Here is a 19,159-nt window from a genome sequence, read left to right on the forward strand (position 1 = left end):
GCGGTCGCGTTCGTCGATGGTGGGTTTGTTGTCCGGGGGCGCGCAGTGCACGGGGGAGGTGACGCGGGTGCCGAGCAGCCGGAGGCCGTCGTCGCGGCGGGTGGCGGTGGGCTGGGTGGCGGCGCCGATGGCGTAGAGGGAGGCGAAGAGCACGTCGCCGCTGCGGTCGCCGGTGAACATGCGGCCGGTGCGATTTCCGCCGTGGGCGGCGGGGGCGAGGCCGACCAGCAGCATGGCGGCGTCGGCGGGGCCGAACCCGGTGACCGGGCGGCCCCAGTAGGTTTCGTCGCGGAAGGCGGCCCGCTTCTCGCGGGCGACCTGTTCGCGCCAGGCGACCAGTCGCGGACAGGCGCGGCAGCCGGTCAGCGCCGAATCCATGGCGTCCAGGTCGGGATAGTCGGCGGGCGCCGCCGCGCCGGTGTTCGGTGGTTCGCTGTGGCTGGTGCGACGCACCATCGGTCCTCCGTTCGCTCGGTGCTCCTGCGAGTCTGCCCGTTCGGCGGTGGTCGTGTCACACTTACCGGCTTCCGATAGCTGACCGTTTGCGATCTGCGGCTCGCCGTCCAGTATCTGCCGATTTGTGGCATGTGGGCGATTCGTTCGATCCGGCGCGAGGTGTTCGCGGTGGCGACGAGAATCGCCGGTTCCCGGGATGGGCGCCGTTGTCGGTCGAAGGGCCGACGGGTCGCCGGTATCGGACCGGTCGGATGATCAGCTGTCCCGGCAGCAGACGTGCAGGTCCGTAGCTTTCGATGTTGATAGCATGGCGTTTCCAGCCGGACGGTCCGCCGCAGCACCGGTTGTGCGGCCCAACGCGATCACATCGAGAGAGTTCTTGCATGCAGTTCGAAATCGTCGAGCGGGACGAGACGTGGGTCGCCGGGCTACCGGTGCGCAGTCCGAAACGTGCGCTCGGAGAGCTGCGCGACCGCGATCTCGAGGCTGCCTGGGCCGCCGTACTACATCAGGAGCTGGGCGGCCCGCTGGCCTGCTCCTATACCGATTACGCCCCCGATCTGGGCACGTTCAACACCCAGATCGTCGGCTATGAATGCACCTCGTTCGACCGGGTGACCCGCGGGCATATCGTCTCCCGTCTGCCGGCCGGCGCCTATGCGCGTTTCTCCGCTGTCGGCAACTTCCCGCAGATCATGACCGACCTGTGGACCCAGATCGGCTACGCCGAGGAACACAATCAGATCAAACGCACCTTCACCGGGGATTTCGAATGCTATCCGCACGCGTACAAGATCGATCTGTACCTGGCGGTAGACCCCCGATGACGTATTCGATCGTGGTCCGCGACACGGCCATCTACGGCGGTCTGGTGGTGCCGCGGGTCCGGCCGAGTTTCAAGGTCAGCAACAGCGAGCTGATCGAATTCCTGCGTGACCGGCTGCGCGATCGCGAGATCGGCGGTCCGCTCTACACCGTGTACGTTCCGGACCCGGCCGGAAATTACAACGTGCTGGTCAGCTACGAATATCAGGAGCCGAAAGAAGTGCCGGTGGGCGATGTGATGATTCGCGTCCCGAAGGGCGTATATGCCCGATTCGAACCCAACGGTGATTATCACGATCCGGTCGAGGACGTCTGGGCTCAGGTCGACGATGCCACCGCTTCGGCCGAGATCACCCGCGCTTATCGCGAGGAAATCGAGGTGTGGCGTGGTCCTGACCGGCTGGAGTTGTTCATCTCAATTCTAGTGTGATTTTCGATTGCCAACAGGTAACCAAATGGGAACCGGGCGGTCTTTTTGTTATGTGTGATGTAGGACACCGGCTGGATGACCTCGATCGATACCGCCTGGAACGCTCTGGTTTCGGAAGATTTGCCGGACGTCTGGTCAATTTCGGGGGGATGACGGATACTTCCCTAGGTGGCCATACCTGACACCGGCGGTATCGCACGCCGAGCGGAGGTGGCCGAACGACCGCGCCGCGCCCCGCAGCAACAGAGTAGGAACCGTATGACTGGGCTGGATGTCGCACCGGAGGCGCTGCGACGATATGGCTGCTGACCACCCTGTGCGCCCCCGCCGTGCGGGCCTCGTTCCGGCCCTCGGCGAATTCCCCGCCGCACCTCTCCGCGAACTCGCCGCGATTTCATCGCAATACGTCGATACACTAGCGTCGGTTCAGGGCGGATTCATCGACGCTCGGGGCGTGGACGTCCTTCCCTTGACATGCCGTGGATAGCGCGATCGGAGACAAGGTGCCTCGGCGAACGCTCGACTCGTTGGTGACCCAGGTCGCCGCGGAGTTGATGGGTGTCGACGCCACGACGATGGTGGCGGCGACCGAACGAGTGCTGGCCAAACTGGTCGACTACTTCGACGTCGATTTCAGTTTCGTCCGCCATACCGACCGGGAACGCCGGGCGACGGTGCTGGTCGCCGAATGGCCGCAACGGCAGGACGTCCCCGACCCCGACCCGCTGCGTGTGGTGTATTTCGAGCAGGCCGATTCGGTGTTCCGAGCCGTCGAACACGCCACCGAACCGATGATTGCCCGCCCCACCCCGGAATTCTCCGACTACCAGGAGACGATTCGCCGTTCCGGATTGAGCGATGTGACGACCGCGACCGTTCCGCTGATATCGCGCGGTGAGCCGACCGGATTACTCGGATTCATGAAAAGGGGCGACCGGGAGTGGAGCACCCGGGAGATCAACGTCCTGAAGGCGATCGCGGCGCTGCTGGCGCAATTGCAGGCCCGGGTGGTGGCCGAGGAACGGCTGCGCTACATCGCCCTGCACGACGACCTCACCGGACTGGCCAACCGTCGCGCCCTGCTCGAACATATGGAGGAGCGGCTGCGCCCGGGCAGTTCGGGACCGGTCGCCGCATTCTTCCTCGACCTCGATCGGCTCAAGGCGCTCAACGATTTTCTGGGGCATACCGCCGGTGACAATTTCATCCGCACGCTGTCGTCGCGGCTGAAGGAACATCTCGATCCGAACGACATGATCGCGCGGCTGGGTGGCGACGAATTCGTCATCGTGCCGGCCAAACCTGTGGACCCGGTCGCGGCCGAACTCGAGGCGACCCGGATTCAGCAGTTGATCACCCGCCGGGTGTCGGTCGGCGGGGAAACGGTGAGTCGCGGCGCGAGTGTCGGTGTGGCGCTGGGCATGCCGGGTGAGACCACCGTCGCGGATCTGTTGCGCCGCGCCGACCATGCGCTGCTGTCGGCGAAATCCGGCGGGGGCAACGGGGTCGCGGTGTTCACCGATGCCATGCGCGCGCAGTTCGAATTGCAGGACGATGTCGAGCTGAATTTGCGCGGCGCCGTCTCGGACGGTTCGCTGCTGCTGCACTATCAGCCCGAGGTGGATCTGCGGACCGGGCGCATCGTGGCGCTGGAGGCGTTGGTGCGCTGGCAGCATCCCACCCGCGGACTGCTGCCGCCCGGTGCGTTCGTCGGGGTGGCCGAGGCGACGAATCTGGCCGGCGAACTCGGTCGCTGGGTATTGCGCACGGCCCTGGCGCAATTCGCGAAATGGCGGCGCGCCGGGCTGGCCTCGAACGTGGTGATCCGGATCAACGTCTCGCCGGTGCAGTTGGTGAGCCTGGACTTCGTGGAATGCGTCGAGGATGTGCTGCGCCGGCACGGAATCGACGGCAGTTCGGTATGTCTGGAGATCACCGAGCACGTCGTGGTCTCGGATCTGACCCGCACCCAGGTGACCTTGCGCGGACTCAAGCGCATGGGCGTGCAGATCGCGATCGACGATTTCGGCACCGGCTACAGTTCGCTGTCGCATCTCAAGGCCCTGCCGGTGGACGCGGTGAAGATCGACCGCGGTTTCGTGCAGCGGCTCGGCGCCAGCACCGACGATCTGGCTATCGTGAAATCCATTGTGGGACTTGCCGGTTCCTTCGGCCTCGGGGTGGTCGGCGAAGGGGTGGAGACGGCGGTGGCCGCGCGCACCCTGGTCGGCCTGGGCTGCTACCGGGCGCAGGGCTTCCTCATCGCCCGGCCGATGCCCGCCGACGAGGCCGAATCGCATCTGGCGGAGGGGCGGATCCCGCTCGACCTGGAACTCCCGCGGGTTTCCCGTGGGGCGCATCGGATCTGATTCCTCGGTATGGCAGGCGCCGAATCCGTGGGTTCGCCATGGCTCCTGGTGGAAACGCTCGCGCCCGCGAACGGTCCGACCATCGTCGCCGACGGGCCGCGCGTCCGGGAATGGACGAGTCTGTCGCGCGCCGGGCGATCGCTGGGGGCGGGCGCCTCCGCGCTGGCGGCCGCCGCCATCGATACCGCGGCAGCGGCCGTTGGGTCCGCGACGTCCGGGGCGGTCACCGCCGGCGGCCGGATCGTGCTGTCCGAGGGCGGCTGGACCGCGATCGCGGTGCCGGTCTTCTGCTCGTTCGGGGCGGTGCACGGGGTGCAGCTGTGGGTCGGCGCCGAGGGACGGCAACCGCCGCCGCGGCGGTCGGTCGCGGCATGGGACTGGGATTCCGATACCGAACTCGCCCATCACGGCCCCGGCTTGGAGGAGCTCGCCTTCGCCCGCGCCCGCGATCAGGTGCGGGTGGTGCGCACGCCCCCGGAGGTGTTCGGACGGATGGTGCGCTTCGACGAGCGAATGGCCTACACCGCGGTGGTGGCGGGCACCGACCCAGCCGGGCGCTGGCAGGGAGAGCTGGCGATTCGCGGTGACGACGAGATCGTGCGCAACTTTCAGCTGGTGATCCGGGTACATCGCGAAGATCCGCATCTGGCCGTCTCGACCAGCGCCGCGCACGTCACCCGGGCGCTCCTGCACGAGATCACCGACGTCAGCCCGCCGCGCCCGGATACCGACCTGGCGATCACCCGGGCGGTGTCGCGGTCGGCCGATGCCGGTGTCGGCTTCGTCGAATTGGCGATGGGGCTGGTGTACGAGTGGGCCAGTCCGCCGCCACCGCCGCTGGAACGCTGGAGCACCGAACGGCCGGTCGTGCATCCGGACGATCAGCGGGATTACCGGGCGGCGTTCGCGGCCGTATTCGCCGACGAAATCGACGCCCCGGCAAGAAAATTCGTGTTTCGGCTGCGATTCGAGGACACCGAATGGATCCCGGTGCGCGCCGAGCTGTCGCGCTTGGGGCCCGAGCGCGCCCACGGCATGATCCGGGTCCGGCCTGCCGCTGGGTGATGCGTGGTGACACGCGCGGCGCCGTCGCGAGGTGAGGTGCGGAGGTCGTCGCCCCACATCGCGCCGGCCGGTCGGGCTCCGGTCGGGGGACAGGAGAAGCGGTCGCGGGGGTCGGTGCGGGCGGTTGGCGCAGCCTTCGGCGAGCATTCATCCCGTGTTCGTCCCGCCGGTTCGCGGGACGGGGACGATCGGCGCGTGCGCATCGCTCAGCTGGCGAACTTCTACGGGCCGCGTTCGGGCGGGCTTCGCACCGCACTGCATCATCTCGGCGCCGGATATGTGGCGGCCGGGCACGAGGTGGTGCTGATCGTCCCGGGCGCGCGCCGGGACGAGGAGGTCCTGCCCAACGGCGTGGTGCGGATGACCGTGCCGGCGTTGGGGATTCCGTGGACGGGCGGATATCGCGCGGCCGATCCCCGTCGAGTCGCCGATCTGCTGGCCGGGCTGGCGCCGGATGCGCTCGAGGTCTCGGACCGGCTGACGCTGCGCGGCTTCGGGCGGTGGGCCCGCCGCCGGGATATCGCGTCGGTGATGATCTCGCACGAGCGCCTCGACCGGTTGCTCGGCCAGGTGCTGCCCCTCTCGGTCGCACGGCGGGCCGCCGACGTCGCCAATCGTCGCACCGCGGCCGATTACGACATGGTGGTCTGCACCACCGCGTTCGCCCGCGCGGAATTCGATCGGATCGACGCCCCGAATGTCGCGCTCGTCCCGTTGGGGGTGGATCTGGAGCTGTTCGCGCCGCATCGCCACGATCGGGCCTTGCGGGCGCGACTCGGGGGTTCGCATCTGGTGGTGCACTGTGGGCGGCTGTCGGTGGAGAAGCGGGTCGATCGCAGTATCGAGGCCGTGGATCAGCTACGCCGGGGCGGGGTGAACGTGCGCCTGGTGGTCGCCGGAGACGGGCCGCGCCGCGACGCGCTGGTCCGGCAGGCGCGCGGTGTGGCGGCGCTGCCCGACGGGCGTCCGGGCGTGCATTTCGCCGGATTCATCGACGACCGAACGCATTTGGCGACCCTGCTGGCCAGTGCGGATATCTCGCTCGCACCCGGGCCGCACGAAACCTTCGGGCTGGCGGCGCTCGAGGCGCTGGCCGCCGGCACCCCGGTGGTGGCCAGTCGTTCCTCGGCGCTGGCCGACATCGTGACCGCCGAATGCGGGGCCGTGGCCGCCGATCATCCATCGGCCTTCGCCGCGGCCGTCACCGATGTGCTGGCCCGTCCGGCAGCGCAGCGCCGGCGCGCGGCGCGCTCGCGGGCCGAACAGTTCCCGTGGCCGGTCGCCGTCGCCGGGATGCTGTCGGTATTGCGCGAATTGTCGTAGCCGCGACGTGCCCGTGCGGCCCGGTACGGATGCGGTGTGTCGGGGAGCACGTATGCTCCAGGGCGACGGAGATTGTCAGTCCGGATGCCGGCCCAGCACCGACATCACACCGCAGAGCATTCGAGGAACGGCGTGCGTGATCGCTTGAAGTCCGTGAGCGGCAAGAAGACTCTGGTCACCGGCGCGGCCAGCGGAATCGGTCGGGCGACCGCGATCGCCGCCGCCGCGCAGGGGGCCGAACTCGTCCTGACCGATATCGATGCCGCCGGACTCGCGGACACCGTCGAGGAGATCGGGCGCACTGGCGGCAAGGTGCTGGAATCGCGGGCTCTCGACATCAGCGAGTACGAGGCGGTCGCCGCCTTCGCCCGGGACGTGCACGCTCGGCACGGCAGCCTCGACGTGGTGATGAACGTGGCCGGCATCTCGGCCTGGGGCACCGTCGAGAATCTCGAGCACCGGCACTGGCGTTCGATGGTCGACGTGAACCTGATGGGCCCGATCCATGTCATCGAGAGCTTCGTGCCGGAGATGGTGCGGGCCGGTCGCGGCGGCGCGCTGGTCAACGTGTCCTCGGCGGCGGGGCTGCTGGCATTTCCCTGGCATGCGGCATACAGCGCCAGCAAGTACGGGTTACGCGGCGTATCGGAGGTGCTGCGCTTCGATCTGGCCCGGCACGGGATCACGGTGCATCTGGTGGTGCCGGGCGCGGTGAACACCCATCTGGTGCAGACCGTCGAGATCGCCGGTGTGGACCGCGACGATCCGCGAATCCAGCGGTATGTGAAGCGTTTCCAGTCGCACGCCGCCTCACCCGACCAGGCCGCACGAGCCATCTTCCGCGGCATCGAGAAGAATCGCTTCCTCGTCTACACCTCGTTCGACGTGCGTTTGGGCTATTGGTGGGCGCGAAAGTTCGCCTGGCCCTACGAATTCACGATGCGCCGCGCCAACGACCAGTTCAACCGCTTCCTGCGCTGAGCGGGACTCACCCGCACATCTTCTCCGCGCACCCCGCAACGTCGGCGTCCGCGGTGATGTGTTCCCGGCTCGCCGAGGTGGGGTTTTCGCATCCCTCGCCCTTCGTGCAGTCGATGCTCACATCCAGCGTGCGCGCGCCCGGCCCCTCGTCGCCGAGCCGGTCGTGATAGTTGACGATGCGGCAGCTGCCCAGCGACAGGCAGCCGCAGCCGATGCAGTCGGTGAGGCTGTTGCGCAGCCGGGTGAGCTGTTCGATGCGCTGATCGAGGTCGGCGCGCCACGTTACCGACAATCGTTCCCAATCCTTGCGATTAGGGGTGCGCCCCTCCGGTAGGGTGTCGAGAGCCTTACGAATTTCGCTGAGTGGAATTCCGACGCGCTGCGAGATCCGGATGAATGCCACCCGGCGCAGCGTTTCCCGGGAGTATCTGCGCTGGTTGCCGCTGGTGCGGCGGCTGGCGATCAGGCCCTCGCGTTCGTAGAAGTGCAGTGCCGACACCGCGACGCCGCTGCGTTCCGACAGTTGGCCGGGGGTGAGCTCCTTGGCTTGCCACGTCGTATGCTGCATACCTCAACGATACTTCAGGTTTTTGGCGGCCGGGCGAGAACCGGGAACTTCGCCGCCGCGCAGCGGGCCGATATCGTCGGGCGCTGGATCCAGCGCCGTCGGCGAACAATTCCGTGCCAACCCGGCGGCGGCCCGTTACGGTCGGGATATGGGACCAGAGGCTGTGCCCCCGGCGCGACCGTTTTCCGTGACGACCGAGGTCGGGACGCTGCGCGCGGTATTGCTGCATCGCCCGGGCGATGAGCTGCGCCGACTCACGCCGCGCAACAACGATCAACTGTTGTTCGACGCCATCCCCTGGGTGGAGCGGGCCCAGCAGGAGCACGAGATCTTCGCCGACGTGCTGCACGGCCGCGGCGTCGAGGTGTTGTTGCTCGCCGATCTGCTTACCGAGACGCTCGCGGTCAGCGGTGCCGGACGCAGTATGGGCATCACCGCGGCCGTCGACGCCCGCCGGATCGGTTACGCCCTGGCCGAGGATCTGAAGACTTATCTGCGCGCGGTGCCCGCACCGGATCTGGCGCGAATCCTCATGGCCGGCATGACCTTCGACGAATTGCCGTTCGAACCGGATGCCACCTCGCTGGTGCGGCGCATGCACCAGGGCACCGATTTCGTCATCGATCCGCTGCCGAATCTGCTGTTCACCCGCGACTCGTCGTTCTGGGTGGGGCCCAAGGTGGCCATCACCTCACTCGCCCTGCCGGCGCGCGCCCGCGAAACCTCGCTCACCGATTTGGTGTACGCGTTCCATCCGCGCTTCCTCGGCGTGCGCCGCGCCTACGAATCGCACACCGCGCCGATGGAAGGCGGTGACGTCCTGTTGCTTTCGCCCGGCGTGGTTGCGATCGGGGTCGGGGAGCGCACCTCGCCGGCGGGTGCGGAAGCCTTGGCGCGCAGTCTCTTCGACGACGCCCTGGCCCATACCGTGCTGGTGGTGCCGATCGCGCAGAACCGAGCCACCATGCACCTCGACACGGTGTGCACCATGGTCGACCGCGATGCGGTGGTGATGTATCCCGGTGTACAGAATTCGTTGCGCGCGTTCACCATTCGGGCAGACGGCGATTCGGTGCGGATGAGCGGACCGGACCCGTTCCTGCCCGCCGCGGCCGAGGCGATGGGCATCGACAAACTCCGGGTCATCGACACCGGGCTGGACGGGGTGACCGCCGAACGGGAACAGTGGGACGACGGCAACAACACCCTCGCACTGGCGCCCGGGGTCGTGGTGGCCTATGAACGCAACGAGAATACGAATACACGGCTGGCCGACGCGGGCATCGAGGTGCTGACCATTCCGGGATCCGAACTGGGTTCGGGTCGAGGCGGGCCCCGCTGCCTGTCGTGCCCGCTGTCGCGTGACGAGGTGTGAAAGCCGATGCTGGATATCCCGGTCGACCATCAATCGACGGTCCCGCCGTACGAACAACTGCGGCTGGGCATCGTCGCCCGGGTGCAATCCGGCGAACTCACCGCCGGAACCAAGATTCCGACCGTGCGCGCGCTCGCCGTACAGCTCGGCCTGGCACCGAACACCGTCGCGCGCGCCTACCGCGAACTAGAACAGGACGGTGTGCTCGAGACCCGGGGACGGCTCGGGTCGTTCATCGCCTCCTCCGGGGATCCGACGCGCGACGCGGCCGGTCGCGCGGCCAGCGAATACGTTGCCGTGGTACGCCGATTGGGTCTCGACGACGAGGCGGCGCTGCGCTACGTGCGGGCCGCGCTGGGCGAGACCCCGTAGCCGGAGCGAACCTCACCGCCAGCTGGGCAGCCAGAGGTGGTCGTGCCAGTTGCCCGGCGTGATCGGCAGCGCGGTGAGGATGGGCCACAGCCAGATGAAGTTGGCGATCACCAGACCGAGATACAGGCACACCAGCAGTAGTCCGAGACTCCGGCGTTCGCCGGCCAGTGCGAACCATCGCCCCGATCGTGCCCGCACGAGCGGTGCCGGGCCCAAGATGTCGCCGAGTGTCAGGGCCAGACCCATCACCAGGAACGGCGCCATCGGGACCGCGTAGAAGTAGTACATCTGCCGGTCCAGATCCGCGAACCACGGCAGCAGCCCGGCGCCGTAGCCGACCAGCATCGCCGCGTACCGCCAGTCGCGGCGGGTCGCGGTGCGCCACAGCGCCCAGGCGAGCATCGGCAGCGACAACCACCACATCGCCGGTGTGCCGATCAGCATGACGGCCTTCACACAGACCGACTGCCCGCATCCGGTCACGCCGTTGTCGGCGTAGTAGTACAGCATCGGGCGCAGGCCCATCGGCCACGACCACGGCTTGGACTCCCACGGGTGATGGTTACCGGCCGAATTGGTCAGGCTTGCATGGAATTTCAACGATTCGGCCTGGTTGTGCCACAGCGAACGCAACGCATCCGGAACCCACGACCAGGTGCCGCCGGCGCCCACGGCATTGCCCACCGAATAGCGGTCGTAGCCGTCCTCGCTGGCGAACCAGCCCCAGTAGGAAGCCAGATAGACCAGCAGCGGAATCAACACCAGCGCGTATACGGCGGGTCCGATATCGCGGACCGCTGTACCGACCCAGGGGCGCGGCACCCCGTAGGCCTTGCGCGCGGCCACATCGAAGCACACCGTCATCAGCCCGAAGAACAGGATGAAATACAGGCCCGACCATTTGGTTCCGCACGACAATCCCAGCAGCAGACCGGCTCCGAACCGCCACCATCGCACCCCCAGTCGCGGGCCGAAGGCACTCAGCGCTATTCGGCCTTCGGCGTCGGCCCGGGCGAGACGCGCCCGCATCTCGTCGCGGTCGACGATCAGGCAGCCGAAGGCGCCGACGACGAATACCGCCTGGAAGATGTCGAGCATGCCGATGCGCGAGGACACGAACGTCAGGCCGTCGGCGATCAACAACACGCCCGCGATCGCGCCGATCAGCGTGGACCGGGCCATCCGCCGGGTGATGCGGATGACCAGCAGGACCAGCAGCGACCCGAAGACCGCGGCGGTGAAGCGCCAGCCCCAGCTGGTATAGCCGAATATCGCTTCACCCAGGGCGATCATCTGCTTACCGACCGGCGGATGGACCACCAGCCCGTAGGCCGGGTTGTCCTCGACCCCGCCCCCGGTGAGCATCTGCCAGGCCTGCGGTGCGTAATGCTTCTCGTCGAAGACCGGGGTGCCGGCGTCGGTCGGGTAGTTCAGCATGGTGAACCGGGTGACCGCGGCGACCGCCGTGAGGAATATCGTGACCAGCCAGCCCCGGGCCCGGTCGGTCGGTCCGAAATCGGGTGCGGGGCGCAGCGGCGCCGGACTGGACAAGGCCGGGCCCGCGCCGATCGCCGGTCGCGTATCGGTCAGCTGGGTCACGCTCCGATCGTATGCGGTGTGCGGCGGTGGGCTGCGCGGCGGTGAGCCGACCCGCACGGCGCACCTGCGGCCTCGGGGACTCGGGCGCGGTGGGGCCTCGGGGACCTCCGGCGCGGGTGCGGCCCCGGGACTCCGGCGCGGTCCGGCCCGCGGGGTAGCGTTTGCCCGGACTGGGCGCGGGTGCGCGGTGGCGGCCGGTCCGGATGGGGCGGCCGGCGGTGGAAAGGACGGCGATGAGCGAGCACGGCGGGCGGTTGGTGCTGGCGGCGACGCCGATGGGCGATATCGGTGACGCGTCGCAGCGGCTGCGCGAGGCCCTGGCGAGCGCGGACGTCGTGGCCGCCGAGGACACGCGCCGGACCCGGGCACTGGCCAAGGCGCTCGAGGTGGAGATCACCGGGCGGGTGGTGAGCTTCTACGATCACGTCGAGGCCGCGCGAATCCCGTGGCTGCTGGACGAGATCGAGTCCGGCCGGACCGTCCTGCTGGTCACCGACGCGGGGATGCCCTCGGTCAGCGACCCGGGCTACCGGATGGTCGCGGCATGTATCGAACGGGATCTGCCGGTGACGTGTCTGCCCGGTCCCTCGGCCGTGACCACCGCCCTGGCCCTGTCCGGACTGCCGATGGAACGGTTCTGTTTCGACGGCTTCGCCCCGCGAAAGTCCGGGCAGCGCAAGCAATGGCTCGCGACCCTGGTCACCGAGCCGCGCGCGGTGGTGTTCTTCGAGGCCCCGCACCGGCTCGCCGACTGTCTGGCCGATGCCGCCGAGGTCCTCGGCCCCGAACGCCGGGCCGCGGTGTGCCGGGAGCTGACCAAGACCTACGAGGAAATCGTGCGCGGCGGACTCGGTGAGCTGGCGGCATGGGCCGTCGAGGGTGCGCGCGGGGAGATCACGGTGGTGGTCGAAGGGGCGCAACCGGTTTCGGCCGACCCGGTCGATCTGGTGGACGAGGTGGAGGAACTGGTGGCCGACGGCACCCGCCTCAAGGACGCGTGCGCACAGGTCGCCGCGCGTGCGGGCGGGGTGTCGCGCCGCGAACTCTACGACGCGGTCCTGGCTGCCCGCGCGGAGTAGCGCCGATCCGCTCGACCGGGTTCGGGGCGAGTGGACGCGGCCGGGCCGAGTACCCGCCGCACCGACGGTTCGGTCACACGCGCGCGACGACCGGCGCCAGCCCCAGCACGGTATTCGCGAATTCGATGAAGGTGGGCGCCATGTCGGGAACTCGATGGGCGCCCTCGCGGACCAGCACTCGCCGCGTACGTTCGCCGATGGCGTCGGGGATCAGGGCGATCACCGCGTCCGGCAGTTCCGGGATCGCGGGATCGGCGGTGCGCGCCTGATCGTGGAAATCGCGGTACAGGGTGGCGACGCGGTCCACCGCCAGATCGCGGAACTCCGCGGTCGCATCGCCGACCAGCAGCGATTCCACCAGGATGAGCCGCGCGAAATCCGGTTCGGCCGCCACCACCGAACAGAACGTGCTGATCATGGTGGCGATGCGCTGCCGCGGATCGGCGTCCTCGGGCAGGCGCGCCAGCTCGTCCGCGATCCGGGTGCGGATGATCTCGACGCCGGTGTGCACCGCCTCCGTGAAACAGTGTTCCTTGTTGCCGAAGTGTTCGTAGAACGTGCTGCGTGAGACGTGGGCGCGGCCCACGATGTCGGTCAGCGTGACCGTGGAAAAGCCTCGGGCGCCCACACATTCGACCATCGCGCCGATGAGCCGGCCCCGAGGGGTGCCGAGCGCCTGGGCGCGAACGCTGCGGTGACGCTCGGCGAAATCCGCATCCATAACCCGGCTCCGGTCGCCTACTTCGGTTCGATGTACTTCGGGAATACCGGCTCCGGCGCGGGGAGGGCCAATCCGGCCTCGATCGGCGTGGCGAGATCGGCGAAGGTGCGCGCGGTCTGGCCGAGCTGGTCGAGAATCCGCCCGGCCGAGCCCGGAATCACCGGCTGCACCAGGATCGACACGATCCGCAGCACCTCGAGGGTTACATACAGCACCGTCGCCTCGCGGGCCACGTCCTCGGGCGTGCCCGATTTGGCCAGCGCCCAGGGCTGCTGCGCGGAGAAGTATTTGTTCGTCTCACCGAGGGTCAGCCAGATCGCCTCGAGCGCCAGATGTAGTTGCTGTCCGTCGAATTCGGTGCGGCAGCGCTCGAGCAAGCCGTTCGCGCGCTCGAGCAGCTCCCGGTCGGCCTCGGTGAATTCGCCGGGAGTCGGTACGGCCGAATCGAAGTCGCGCGCCACCATCTTCAGACTGCGTTGCACCAGATTGCCGTATTCGTTGGCCAGATCGGTGTTGATCCGCCCGACGATGGCATCGTGGCTGTAGGAACCGTCCTGGCCATAGGAGATTTCGCGCAGCAGGAAGAACCGCACCGCGTCGAGACCGTACTGATCGACCAGTGCCAGCGGGTCCACCACATTGCCGACCGATTTCGACATCTTCTCGCCCTTGTTGAACAAGAAGCCGTGCACGAACACGCGTTTCGGCAATTCGATACCCGCCGACATCAAGAAAGCCGGCCAGTAGACGGTGTGGAACCGGGTGATGTCCTTGCCGATGATGTGCACGTTCGCCGGCCAGAACCGTTGGAAGGCGGCCGAATCGGTATTCGGGAATCCGACGCCGGTCAGATAGTTGGTGAGCGCGTCCACCCACACGTACATCACATGCGCCGGATCACCGGGCACCGGCACACCCCAGTCGAAGGTGGTGCGCGAAATCGACAGATCCTTCAGACCGGCCTTCACGTAGCTCACGATTTCGTTGCGCCGGGTGGCGGGCAGAATGAAATCCGGTGTGGTCTCGTACAGTTCGAGCAGCCGGTCTTGATATTTCGACAACCGGAAGAAGTAGTTCGACTCCTCGGTCCATTCCACCGGGGTCCGGGTTTCGGTCGCCAGCCGCGTCCCGTCCTCGGTGACGGTGGTCTCCTCCTCGGTGTAGAAGGCCTCGTCGCGCACCGAGTACCAGCCCGAATAGGTGTCGAGGTAGATATCGCCGTTGGCCTGCATGCGCTCCCAGATCGCGATGCTGGCGGCGAGATGATCCTCGTCGGTGGTGCGGATGAACCGGTCGTAGGAAATGTCGAGCGCCTTGTCCATGCGTTCGAACACATCCGAATTGCGCGCGGCGTAGTCCTCCACGGAGACGCCGGCGGCGCGCGCGGCCTGCTGCACCTTCTGGCCGTGCTCGTCGGTGCCGGTCATGAAGAACACGTCGTAGCCGTCGAGCCGCTTGAACCGGGCAAGCGTATCGGTGGAGATGTACTCGTAGGCATGGCCGATATGCGGCGCGCCGTTGGGGTAGGCGATCGCCGTGGTGATGTAGAAGGCCGGTGACGTGCGTTCGGGTGCGCTCATGGTGTGTCCACTCTAATCCGCCGCCGATAATCCCTCGCGTCGATATCCCGTCGTCCACTCGTCGCTCCCGCCGGGTTCACCTGCCGTCGGAGCGGTGTGTCTAATCTGGTCCGATGCCCGGTAAACGACCCGCACCCGAGCCGCCCGAACCGCTGTCGCCGTTGATCGACGCCCACACCCATCTCGATGCCTGCGGTGCCGAGGACGCGGAATCGGTTGCCGCCATGGTGGATCGGGCCGCCGCGGTCGGTGTCGGCCGGGTGGTGACCATCGCCGACGACTTGGATGCCGCCCGCTTCGCCGTCGACGCCGCGCACTGGGATCCGCGTGTGTACGCCGCGGTCGCCCTGCATCCGACCCGGGCGAACGCCCTGGACGACGCCGCCCGCGCCGAACTGGAGAAGCTGGCCGCCGACCCCCGCGTGGTCGCCGTCGGCGAGACCGGGCTGGATTACTACTGGCCCGGCAAACTCGACGGCTGTGCCGGTATAGAGGATCAGGTGGAGGGCTTCCGCTGGCACATCGACCTCGCGAAACGGCTCGGGAAGCCGTTGATGATCCACAACCGCGAGGCCGATCACGATGTGCTGGCGGTCCTGCTGGATGAGGGTGCGCCGGAGTCGGTGATCTTCCACTGCTTCTCCTCCGACGCCAATATGGCGCTGGCCTGTGTGGCCGAGGGGTATCTGCTCAGCTTCTCCGGGACGGTGAGTTTCAAGAACGCGCACGAATTGCGCGAGGCCGCGAAGCTGGTGCCGGACGAGCAGATCCTGGTGGAGACCGATGCGCCTTTTCTGACGCCGCACCCGTTCCGGGGCGCGCCGAACGAGCCGTACTGCCTGCCCTACACCGTGCGGGCCCTGGCCGAACTGCGCGAACAGGATCCGGCGGCCCTGGCCGAGATCACGACCGCCAACGCCGAGCGGGTCTACCGGCTGCCGCGGGGCTGAGGCCGCACGCGTGCGGTGCGTCACATAACCCGCGACCGGAATGCGAGGTGTGCTCGAGTTCACTTACGATTGCGCGGTCGTGATATTTCCGGATCGTCGATATCGAATCGTGATGTGGAAATCCCCTGTTCCGCGGCATGTAGTTGCCAGGGACTGACCCCCTCGTTATCGTATTGTGACCATGCCGGAGTTTCGGATATCCGCTCTCCAGCGGATCAACACGTCGCGCTCGCCGCTGCTCTACGCGGCGATCGCCGCGATGCTGATCACCCTGATCATCGGGGCAAGTCTGGCGATCGTCAGCCGCAAGACCGTCACCCTGGTCGTCGACGGTCAGCGCACGACCGTCACCACCATGGCCGCGAGTGTGAAGGGTGTGCTCAAGGCCGGCGGCTACAAGCTGGCCGGGAAGGACTCGGTTTCGCCGTCCGGGGATGCCGACGTCACCAACGGTGCGACCATCACGCTCAATCGCGCCCGGCAGATCGCGCTGACCTTCGACGGTAAGACCAAACAGGTGTGGACCACCGCGTACACCGTCGCCGACGCACTGACTCAACTGCAGCTGCCCGGCGACGTTTTCGTCTCGCCCTCGCGTCCCACCCCGCTGCCGTTGCAGGGCGCCGCGCTGGCCGTCACCAGCCCGCGCACGGTGCAGCTGTCCGACAACGGCGAACCGATGAGCTACGTGCGGCTGGCCGCACCGACCGTCGGGGAGCTACTGCAGGTGCAGGGTGTGCCGCTGACCGGCGAGGACACCGTGGAGCCGGTGGCCGTCACCCCGCTGCACGACGGTATGAAGATCACCGTCACCCGCAAGCACACCGAGAAGGTCACCGAACGCGAACCGCTCGACCCGACCGAGAACGTCATCGAGGACACCGACCTCAACATGAGCCGGACCGTCGTCGAAAATCCCGGCAAGGCCGGGGTGCAGGACGTCACCTACGCCGTCTCGATCGTCAACGGCAAGGAAGCCTCGCGCGAGGCCGTCGGGCACACCGTCGTCGTCCCCGCCCAGCCCAAGACCGTCCGCAAGGGCGCCAAGCCCGGCACCGAAGTTCCGCCCGTACGCGACGGTGCGGTCTGGGACGCGCTGGCCAAATGTGAATCCGGTGGAAACTGGGCCATCAATACCGGCAACGGGTATTACGGCGGCATCCAGTTCGACCAGAGCACGTGGTCCCGGCAGGGCGGATTGAAGTACGCCGAGCGGCCGGATCTCGCCACCCGGGAAGAGCAGATCGCGATCGCCGAGGTGACGCGGGCCCGGCAGGGCTGGGGTGCCTGGCCCGCGTGCACGAGTCGCTTGGGGATCAGCTAGTCACATCAGTGCGCCGCCGTCCACCCGAATCTCCGAGCCCGTGATGTAGCGGCCGTCCTCGGAGGCGACCATGGCGACCACGCCCGCGACGTCGGCGGGCTCGCCCAGAGCGCCGCCGTTGAGCCAGCCGGTCAGGCGGGAGAAGAGGTTCCAGTCGGCGTCTTCGGGGGTTTGCAGGTTGCTGGTGATTCCGCTGGTGATTCCGCCCGGGACGATGTTCACCGCGCGCAGGCCCTGCTGCGAATACTCCAGCGCGACCGCATGGGTCATCGCGTTCACTCCGCCCTTGGACGCGGCGTAGGCGGCCATATACGGGTTCGCGCCGAGTGCGGCGGTGGAGGAGAAGTTCACGATCACCGGATGTTCGGACTGCAGCAGGGTCGGGATGGCCGCCTGCATCATCAGGAAGGTGCCGGTGAGGTTGACGCCGATCACCTGATTCCAGCTCTCGAACGGCATCTCGTGGGTATGCGCGGTACGCATGATCCCGGCCGCGTTGACCAGCACGTCCAATCCGCCGAGATGATCGACGGCCGCGGCGACGGCAGGGCGCACCGATTCCGGATCGGCCACGTCGACGGTGACCGTATGGAGCCGCTCGCGATCCGAGCCCACCTCCGCCACGGTCTCCTTCAGTCCGGGCTCGGAGATGTCGGCGCCCACCACGTGCGCTCCCTCGGCGAGCATGCGCACCACGATGCCCCGCCCGATGCCCGAGCCGGCCCCGGTTACCACCACCCGTCGTCCCTCGTGCCTGCGCATCATTGCGGCCGTCCTCTCCTGCTGCTTCGGGCGCGGTGAGACCTGATGTGCCACCGCCTGTTCCGCGAGTACACCGAAACTAGAACGCGTATCAATTGACGTCAACGCTCCGCGACGCCCCGGCCTGGGGATTTCCGGACCGTGCGGTGTGTGCACCGTAAAATCAGTAGATCCCCGACGGTGTGAGGTGGCCATGCGGTTGTCGAAATGTTCGGCTCGGATGCGTCGGCCGCTCGTGGCCGCGGCCGTATTCACCGCGGTGGCGGCCGGCTCGGCCGTCACGGTGCCGGACGCTGCGGCCGAGCCGGCCGGAACGCCGATGTCGGTCACCGCGCAGCCGGACGGCTGGCACGGTATGACCGGGGCGGCACTGTTCGACTATCGGACGACGACCTCGCGCGGTGAGCCCGTCCCGGCCAGCGGTGCGGTGTTCCTTCCGCCGGGCGAACCGCCCGCGGGTGGGTGGCCGGTGGTGGCCTACGACCACGGCGCGAGCGGCCTCGGCATGGGATGCAGCGGCATCTCGAATCCGGGCACCGCGCCCTATCCGTCCGGCCGGGCCAAGGAAGATCGCATCCTGCAGTACTTCCAGTCCAAGGGATTCGCGGTGGTCGCGCCGGACTACCTCGGGTTGGGGGCGTTCGACACCGGTCCGCATCCGTATCTGGAACGGCAGTCCGAGGCGACCGCGACCATCGATCTGCTGCGGGCAGCGCGTGCGACCTATCCCCAGCTGTCGCGCACCTGGATCGCCGTCGGTGCGTCGCAGGGTGGTCAGGCCGCGCTGGGTACGGGTCATCTCCAGCACAGCTATGCGCCCGATCTGGACTTCCGCGGGACCATCGCGGTCGACCCCGAGTCGGACCTGGAGCACGTGCTTCCCCTCGCCGGGCCGTGGGTGCCGAATATCCCGGAGATCGGCGACGGCAGCACCGCCTTCATCGCGGGATTGCTCGTCGGGATGCGGGAGACCCGGCCCGATATCGACGTCGACAGCTATCTGAGCCCGCGCGGGCGCCAACTGCTCGACAGCATCGGCACCCTGTGCCTGGACGGGATGGCCCGGCAGGTCAACGGCGCATCGCTGGGCGATCTGCTGTCCCGGCCGCTGGGCGACCCGCGGTTCACGGCCGCGCTCACCGATTATCTGGCCGTGCCCACGAGCGGCTACGACGCACCGATCCTGTTGCTGCTCAACGCCACCGACCGAACCGTGCCCTCGCCGCTGCACGCCGCGCTGGCCGCCCAACTGGCCGCGAACGGCGTGGACGCGCAATCGGTGGTCGGCACCGGGCAGCACTGCGAGCTGAACCCGCGGATGTGGGCGGCGATGGACGCGTTCGTCGCGCGGGTGCAGTCCACGCCGTACCGGCCCTAGCC

The 19,159-nt window shown here is 68.0% G+C and carries 18 protein-coding genes; 12 read left to right on the forward strand and 6 right to left on the reverse strand.

Going from position 1 to position 19,159, the window contains the following annotated elements:
- On the reverse strand, positions 1-378 hold a 378-nt coding region (locus C5E41_RS11795; protein WP_308706126.1), incomplete at its 3' end, for a uracil-DNA glycosylase family protein.
- A 461-nt stretch (positions 379-839) separates the two neighbouring features.
- Between C5E41_RS11795 and C5E41_RS11800 the strand changes: the two genes are divergently transcribed.
- From C5E41_RS11800 to C5E41_RS11825, 6 genes are all read left to right on the forward strand, one after another.
- On the forward strand, positions 840-1,283 hold the full coding sequence (locus C5E41_RS11800) for a GyrI-like domain-containing protein (RefSeq protein WP_062964780.1): 444 nt from the start codon (positions 840-842) through the stop codon (positions 1,281-1,283).
- Positions 1,280-1,711: an effector binding domain-containing protein gene (locus tag C5E41_RS11805; protein ID WP_104375878.1), complete on the forward strand. Its 432-nt coding sequence runs from the start codon at positions 1,280-1,282 to the stop codon at positions 1,709-1,711. The genes C5E41_RS11800 and C5E41_RS11805 overlap by 4 nt, the downstream gene beginning before the upstream one ends.
- 554 nt (positions 1,712-2,265) lie before the next feature.
- Complete coding sequence (locus C5E41_RS11810; protein ID WP_104376099.1) at positions 2,266-4,080, forward strand: putative bifunctional diguanylate cyclase/phosphodiesterase; 1,815 nt, start codon at positions 2,266-2,268, stop codon at positions 4,078-4,080.
- 9 nt (positions 4,081-4,089) lie between these two features.
- Positions 4,090-5,145 carry a GAF domain-containing protein gene (locus tag C5E41_RS11815; protein WP_104375879.1) on the forward strand — a complete coding sequence of 352 codons (1,056 nt, stop codon included), beginning with the start codon at positions 4,090-4,092 and terminating at the stop codon, positions 5,143-5,145.
- A 195-nt stretch (positions 5,146-5,340) separates the two neighbouring features.
- Positions 5,341-6,468 carry a glycosyltransferase gene (locus tag C5E41_RS11820; RefSeq protein ID WP_104375880.1) on the forward strand — a complete coding sequence of 376 codons (1,128 nt, stop codon included), beginning with the start codon at positions 5,341-5,343 and terminating at the stop codon, positions 6,466-6,468.
- An 84-nt stretch (positions 6,469-6,552) separates the two neighbouring features.
- Positions 6,553-7,449, forward strand: coding sequence for an SDR family oxidoreductase (locus C5E41_RS11825; protein WP_104375881.1), 897 nt, complete (start codon positions 6,553-6,555; stop codon positions 7,447-7,449).
- A gap of 7 nt (positions 7,450-7,456) precedes the next feature.
- Here C5E41_RS11825 and soxR read toward each other — a convergent pair whose 3' ends face one another.
- Positions 7,457-8,017 carry a redox-sensitive transcriptional activator SoxR gene (gene soxR, locus C5E41_RS11830; protein WP_104375882.1) on the reverse strand — a complete coding sequence of 187 codons (561 nt, stop codon included), beginning with the start codon at positions 8,015-8,017 and terminating at the stop codon, positions 7,457-7,459.
- A gap of 148 nt (positions 8,018-8,165) precedes the next feature.
- Between soxR and arcA the strand changes: the two genes are divergently transcribed.
- Together arcA and C5E41_RS11840 are read left to right on the forward strand one after the other, a co-directional pair.
- On the forward strand, positions 8,166-9,392 hold the full coding sequence (gene arcA, locus C5E41_RS11835; protein WP_104375883.1) for an arginine deiminase: 1,227 nt from the start codon (positions 8,166-8,168) through the stop codon (positions 9,390-9,392).
- 6 nt (positions 9,393-9,398) lie between these two features.
- Entirely contained in the window at positions 9,399-9,764 is a 366-nt protein-coding gene (locus C5E41_RS11840; protein ID WP_104375884.1) for a GntR family transcriptional regulator, read from the forward strand.
- Positions 9,765-9,776: 12 nt separating this feature from the next.
- Here the strand turns inward: C5E41_RS11840 and C5E41_RS11845 are convergent, their stop codons facing one another.
- Complete coding sequence (locus C5E41_RS11845) at positions 9,777-11,363, reverse strand: dolichyl-phosphate-mannose--protein mannosyltransferase (RefSeq protein ID WP_104375885.1); 1,587 nt, start codon at positions 11,361-11,363, stop codon at positions 9,777-9,779.
- 233 nt (positions 11,364-11,596) lie between these two features.
- Here C5E41_RS11845 and rsmI point away from each other — a divergent pair, with 233 nt between their 5' ends.
- Complete coding sequence (gene rsmI, locus C5E41_RS11850; RefSeq protein WP_104375886.1) at positions 11,597-12,442, forward strand: 16S rRNA (cytidine(1402)-2'-O)-methyltransferase; 846 nt, start codon at positions 11,597-11,599, stop codon at positions 12,440-12,442.
- A gap of 73 nt (positions 12,443-12,515) precedes the next feature.
- Here rsmI and C5E41_RS11855 read toward each other — a convergent pair whose 3' ends face one another.
- Both C5E41_RS11855 and metG read right to left on the reverse strand, forming a co-directional pair.
- Positions 12,516-13,163 carry a TetR/AcrR family transcriptional regulator gene (locus C5E41_RS11855; protein ID WP_104375887.1) on the reverse strand — a complete coding sequence of 216 codons (648 nt, stop codon included), beginning with the start codon at positions 13,161-13,163 and terminating at the stop codon, positions 12,516-12,518.
- A gap of 17 nt (positions 13,164-13,180) precedes the next feature.
- A complete protein-coding gene (gene metG, locus C5E41_RS11860; protein ID WP_104375888.1) occupies positions 13,181-14,743 on the reverse strand; it encodes a methionine--tRNA ligase in 1,563 nt (520 codons plus the stop codon).
- A gap of 113 nt (positions 14,744-14,856) precedes the next feature.
- Between metG and C5E41_RS11865 the strand changes: the two genes are divergently transcribed.
- The gene (locus tag C5E41_RS11865; protein WP_104375889.1) at positions 14,857-15,693 is read left to right on the forward strand and encodes a TatD family hydrolase; all 837 of its coding nucleotides are present in this window, start codon (positions 14,857-14,859) and stop codon (positions 15,691-15,693) included.
- A 196-nt stretch (positions 15,694-15,889) separates the two neighbouring features.
- The gene (locus C5E41_RS11870; RefSeq protein ID WP_104376100.1) at positions 15,890-17,017 is read left to right on the forward strand and encodes a resuscitation-promoting factor; all 1,128 of its coding nucleotides are present in this window, start codon (positions 15,890-15,892) and stop codon (positions 17,015-17,017) included.
- Here C5E41_RS11870 and C5E41_RS11875 read toward each other — a convergent pair whose 3' ends face one another.
- Positions 17,018-17,779, reverse strand: coding sequence for an SDR family NAD(P)-dependent oxidoreductase (locus C5E41_RS11875; protein WP_104376101.1), 762 nt, complete (start codon positions 17,777-17,779; stop codon positions 17,018-17,020).
- A gap of 220 nt (positions 17,780-17,999) precedes the next feature.
- Here C5E41_RS11875 and C5E41_RS11880 point away from each other — a divergent pair, with 220 nt between their 5' ends.
- Positions 18,000-19,157, forward strand: a complete 1,158-nt coding sequence (locus tag C5E41_RS11880; RefSeq protein WP_104375890.1) for an alpha/beta fold hydrolase — start codon at positions 18,000-18,002, stop codon at positions 19,155-19,157.
- Positions 19,158-19,159 lie beyond the last annotated feature (2 nt).

Origin of the sequence: Nocardia nova (genome assembly GCF_002933465.1) — a bacterium.
GTDB lineage: Bacteria > Actinomycetota > Actinomycetes > Mycobacteriales > Mycobacteriaceae > Nocardia > Nocardia nova_B.